This is a genomic window from Mycobacterium sp., assembly GCF_046095365.1.
Classification (GTDB): domain Bacteria; phylum Actinomycetota; class Actinomycetes; order Mycobacteriales; family Mycobacteriaceae; genus Mycobacterium.
This window is the reverse complement of the sequence record NZ_JBJTJF010000095.1, coordinates 1-3318: the sequence shown is the minus strand read 5'-3', so window position 1 is coordinate 3318 and position 3318 is coordinate 1. Positions and strand designations below refer to the sequence as shown.

Genomic DNA, 3318 nt, shown 5'->3' with positions numbered 1-3318 from the left:
ACGTCGGCGTTGATGGCGTCGCCCAGGCCCATGTCCGAGCCGATCATGATGTCGATGGCGTGTCCGCTGGGGTGGTCGGGAAGCGGATCGGCGCGCACGCCGCCGATCGACTGCACGCCCGGGTAGGTGGCGATGATGTACGCCGCCAGCATCCGCGCGTTGGGGACCAGACCGCCCATCCCCACAGTGGGGATGGCCGCTCCCGGCCCCAGCAGGGCCTGCTCCGCCGGGGACAGCAGACCGTAGCGCACCTTCAGATCGGCGATCTGCGTCTGCAACTGGGATTCCCTGCGCTGCAGGTCCGCTCGCTTGGCTGCGGTCGCCTCGGCTGCCGCCCTTGCGTCGGCCGCGGACTTCGCCGAGGCCGCCTCGACGGCCGCCGCGGTCAGCTCGGCCTGGCGGAAACCCGCGAGCTGCTCTGACATCTGGGTGGACATCACCCGCTGGACGGCCAGTTTGTCGATGAAGCCCTGCGGCGACGCCGCGGTGAGGATCGCATACATGCCGTCGGCGCGCCCGCCCATGTAGAAGGCGGCAGCCAGGCCGTCGACCGCCGCCTGCCGGGGGGCGAGCTGAGCCCTGGCGGCATCCAGTGCCCTCAGGTCGTCGGCGTGCTTCCTGTCCGCCTCGCTTTGCAGCCGCAGCTTGTTGTCGAGGTCGAGCTGGACCGACTGAACGGTCTCGATCAGCTGCTGGGCCTGCTTGGACAATTCGTTGAAGTTCGCCACGTTGTCTTGTGCCGGCTCGGCGTATGCGGCACCGCCCCACATCACGCCGACAGCCGTGAGTCCGGCGATCCCGGCGAGAAGTTGCCTGCGGGCAACGGGTTTCGCAACGAAGGGACGGGGAAACTTCAAGACTGCGCATCCTTTGACTGCCGTCGACATCTTCTTGGTCGAACTGCCTGTCCACGGACAACCGGCCTGTTCAGGGTACGAAACGGCCCAGACGTTGTCCAACCGCAGACCACCGCGATCACTGGTCTCGCAAACGCCCGCGACTTCCTGTGAGCTGGTCTTTCAGTCCAAACCGCTGGGCTTCGAAAAGGTCCGGCAAATCGTGGCTGAATCCCGGAAGGTTCAGAAGACCGTGACGTGAACGTGGTTGAAATGGTTGGCCACTCGCCACAGCGTGTAGGAAACGCCGAACCGCCCCGCCTGGGCCTGGACGTCGGCGTTGATCGCGTCGCCCAGACCCATGTCGAAGCCGATCATGATGTCGATCGCATGACCGCTTGGGTGATCGGGAAGCGGATCGGCCCGTACCCCGCCGATGGCCTGGACACCGGGGTAGGTGGTGCTGATGTATGCCGCCAGCGCCCTCGCGTTGGGCACCAGACCACCGATGCCCACGGTCGGGACGGGTCCGCCCGGTCCCAGAGCCGCCCGTTCGGCGGCAGCGGACATGGCAAAGCCGGCGATGTCCTCCAGATCCGGTGGCACCGCGGCGGCGTCGGCTGAGGACCTGATCGAGGCCGCAACGCTGCCGGGCCCCTGCCGGGCGGTCAGCGGAGACCTGACGGCATCGGAGACCGCCGGCGCGTCGGCGTGCCTCCTGTCTCCCGCCCGGGGCTTCCTGTCGAGGGCCTGCCGGGCCGATTGCCCCGTGTCGGCCGGCTTTGCCGACCGGCGTGCATCGCCACGATTCGACCCGTCGTCCTGGCCTGTATCGGCGTAGGCGGCACCGCTCCACCCCGCGCCGAGTGCGGTCACGCAGACGATGGCTCCCAGCAGTCGCATACGCGGTCCCGCCGCGGGCCCGAGGGGGACTCTCACAACGCTCATCCTTTGCTGGGTTACGAAGCCGAACCGTAACCTAGCCGACCGGCCGCTGGTTTTCCGGAACCCTGGCGATCCGGGCAAGTCTTGCTCAAGCCCTGCGCCGACCGATCCCACGACGACACGCCGGCCGGTGTCAGGCCTCGAAGATGGCGCCGCCGGTCGTGCCGTCGATGTCCGGCGGCGGGGATCCGTCAACCGTCGCCCCGTCGCACAGTGTCCTGACAATGCCGTGCGCCTGCCGCACCAGATCGGCGGCACGGCTCAGCGGATCCTGGTAGTGGCCGTCAGCTATCAGGTGACGCAGCAGACCGTCCACCTGGGCCAGTCGCATGTCGGTCACCGTCAGGGCCAGCTTTCCGTCCACCGCCTGCTCCCGTCCCCGGCAAGTGTTCATCGGTCCGATCGACGAGGGCGCTCAATGCGGAAGCGGCCCTGACATACCGGTCAATTGCCGGATGCGAGGCATCGTAAACGCGTCCGGCGGCTTGACGGTGTCGACACTGCCGCGCTTCTGCAAACTCACGGACTCCCCAGCCCAGTCGCTGAATCGGGCGCTAACGATGCCAGCTTTGCCCTCTGAAATGCGCCACCAGTCGAAGAGAATGAACCTATGGAACCAGCCCCACGGCCTTTCGGAATCTCGTCGCGCTTCATCCGCCCGGAAGGGCCACGCCATCCCTGGACCATCGACGGCGTGACAGTCGAACTACCCGTGATTGTTGACTGGATCGACGTCGATCCCGCCACTGGTGAAGCTGCGGTGCGAATCGAAGCACTCGTGGATGTCGTCGGCGAGAAACCCGAGATCGTGAAAATGTCCTTCGACGCCCACCGCGGCCTCGACCTCGCAGCGCTTCAGCGCGATTTCCGGTGGGCCTCTCCGCTGACCGCCGTGACCGGCATCTTGCCCCGTCTGATCGAGGCCGGGGTAGACCCGTTCGACTTCGACCTGCCGGTCACCGGATTTCCCGGTGTTGCCATCCAACCGCTCCGGCGCGGCGGGACCCTCAGCGACGAATTCCTGACAACGATCGCCCGCGAATATCTTGCGCGCGGGCGCGGCTACGCTTCGGCCCTGGCCGACGAGTACTTCGTGACTCCGCGCACAGTGGTCAGTTGGGTCGAAAAGGCCCGCGCACGAGGGATTCTCAGCGCACCACCGTCTAGTGGCTCCCCGGGCGGGCACCTCCTGCAGGGACCAGCCGGCGATGACTAGGCGTCATCGCCGTGGAGCTAACCAGGGGTGCCGTTACTGCCGTTAGCGGCCGTCCCACCCGCGCTGCCCGTGGCACCGGTCGTGCCGGACGTACCGCCGGCGCCCCCGGTGCCGACAGCGCCGCCCGCGCTACCGGATCCGCCGGCCCCGGCCCCGGCACCGGCGGCACCGGTGGCGGGGGTCGGGCGGGTCACGGTGCCGTTGCCGCCGTTGCCGCCCGAGCCGCCGAGACCACCGGCACCGCCACTGGTGCCGGCGCCCACCCTGGCGCCACCGGCGCCGCCCCCGCCGCCGGTGCCGCCCGCGGTGCCGGAGCCGCCG

The 3318-nt window shown here is 68.5% G+C and carries 5 protein-coding genes; 1 reads left to right on the top strand and 4 read right to left on the bottom strand.

The window, feature by feature from the left end; translation table 11 throughout:
• The 3 genes from ACKOQ4_RS08320 to ACKOQ4_RS08310 form a co-directional block, all read right to left on the bottom strand.
• The coding region (locus ACKOQ4_RS08320; RefSeq protein WP_526290717.1) for a coiled-coil domain-containing protein at positions 1 to 857 on the bottom strand (857 nt) is incomplete at its 3' end.
• Positions 858 to 1079: 222 nt separating this feature from the next.
• The gene (locus ACKOQ4_RS08315) at positions 1080 to 1775 is read right to left on the bottom strand and encodes a VldE C-terminal domain-containing protein (RefSeq protein ID WP_526290715.1); all 696 of its coding nucleotides are present in this window, start codon (positions 1773 to 1775) and stop codon (positions 1080 to 1082) included.
• 139 nt (positions 1776 to 1914) lie between these two features.
• Positions 1915 to 2175: a hypothetical protein gene (locus ACKOQ4_RS08310; protein WP_526290713.1), complete on the bottom strand. Its 261-nt coding sequence runs from the start codon at positions 2173 to 2175 to the stop codon at positions 1915 to 1917.
• A gap of 300 nt (positions 2176 to 2475) precedes the next feature.
• Between ACKOQ4_RS08310 and ACKOQ4_RS08305 the strand changes: the two genes are divergently transcribed.
• Positions 2476 to 2997: a hypothetical protein gene (locus ACKOQ4_RS08305; RefSeq protein WP_526290711.1), complete on the top strand. Its 522-nt coding sequence runs from the start codon at positions 2476 to 2478 to the stop codon at positions 2995 to 2997.
• A 17-nt stretch (positions 2998 to 3014) separates the two neighbouring features.
• On the opposite strand, the gene ACKOQ4_RS08300 is transcribed toward ACKOQ4_RS08305, so the two are convergent.
• Positions 3015 to 3318, bottom strand: a 304-nt coding sequence (locus ACKOQ4_RS08300) for a hypothetical protein (RefSeq protein ID WP_526290709.1), incomplete at its 5' end; no start/stop codon positions are given.

What these genes read in the sequence shown, in the direction of transcription:
- ACKOQ4_RS08310 (WP_526290713.1), bottom strand. Translation starts at nt 2,175, where the DNA reads ATGAACACTTGCCGGGGACGGGAGCAGGCGGTGGACGGAAAGCTGGCC.